General features: G+C 35.1%; 1 protein-coding gene. It reads right to left on the bottom strand.

The genetic code is table 11. The features are described 5' to 3' along the window. Positions 1 to 495: 495 nt before the first annotated feature. On the bottom strand, positions 496 to 978 hold the full coding sequence (locus ACM0OP_RS24170; RefSeq protein WP_414530946.1) for a GUN4 domain-containing protein: 483 nt from the start codon (positions 976 to 978) through the stop codon (positions 496 to 498). Positions 979 to 1,169 lie beyond the last annotated feature (191 nt).

The following is a 1,169-nucleotide window of genomic DNA, read 5'->3' as shown; positions in this document are numbered from 1 at the left end:
AGGTGAAACGCTGTTGCGGCGACGATAGTTGAGGGGTAGCCCTCCGCAAAAATAGTTCGATGCCAGGTTTATCTTTTAAAAAATAAAACCCCTTAGCTTTTTATAATTGCTAGGGGGTTTTGTTTTGTCTCTTGCCTTATCTTTTGCAGTTTACAGCTATTTTCAGCTAAATGAACCACATCTTTATATCTCACGCACCAGCGTAGCGAAGTACGAAGTACGTTAGGCGCAAAGGAAGAAAGAAATACATAAATACATGAAAACTGCTGTAAATCATGTCTGGTAAACACTTTCAATTAGATAAAGAAATAAACCACAGATAAAGACATATGAACCCTGTATTGACTGACTGCCTGATAAAGCTTTTAGAGATTGGCTTTCCGGAAAGTGACAGAAGAGGGCTAAAGACACCGTAAGGTGATAAAAATTTACAAGTTCTTTTCTTGTCCAGCCAAGATGGACAGACAAGACGCGTAACCGATTTAAATCGCTACTCTACAAGCTAGATAATTTACAGTTCTCTATACGACCAAAAAGACCTACAAAACCACTTGTTTTTATCATTTCTTCATTCCAACAAGGTAAATGTCCATCAGGCGCATTATCAACGTTATTAAAGGTTATATTTGGGTTGGCTAAATCTTTCCATCCAACCTTAGATGAAAAGTCTTTCCAAACGACCTCAATATCTTTATCATCTGGTTGCTGCGGTCTACCATCTAACCTCCCACCAACATTTTTGTAAATATTTTTTTGGATACTAATTCCAAACCTTTTATTACTATATTTTATCCAAAGTTCGTCAAGTGCATTGATGTCTTCACCAGGAAAATTTTTAAAACCTTCTGAATATAATGTATTTGAACTACCAAGAAATACACTATTTATTTGACTAAATTTATCACGTATAATTCTGTGTGTTTGTGTATTAGCTTTTTCCCATTCGCCTAATTCTAATAATTTCTCAAGTTCTTCCATTGTTCTTACATTCACGGTACAATGCTCCCAAGAGTGACAAGTAAAACATAACTCTAATTTTCATTATTCCCTATTAATGTCAAAAATTATCAGTGCGTAACAGAAGAATAAACTAATGAGGATATGGATAGACTATTTAGGGCTTGCTGAAAAAGTCGTGAAAAAACAACAGAAGAAATAAGTAGGTAATC

The organism is Nodularia chucula CCY0103, assembly GCF_963923915.1.
GTDB classification, from domain to species: Bacteria; Cyanobacteriota; Cyanobacteriia; order Cyanobacteriales; family Nostocaceae; genus Nodularia; species Nodularia chucula.
This window is presented reverse-complemented; position numbering and strand designations above follow the sequence as displayed.

Excerpts from the sequence above, each read along its gene's own strand:
- ACM0OP_RS24170 (WP_414530946.1), bottom strand. The coding sequence starts at position 978 with ATGGAAGAACTTGAGAAATTATTAGAATTAGGCGAATGGGAAAAAGCT.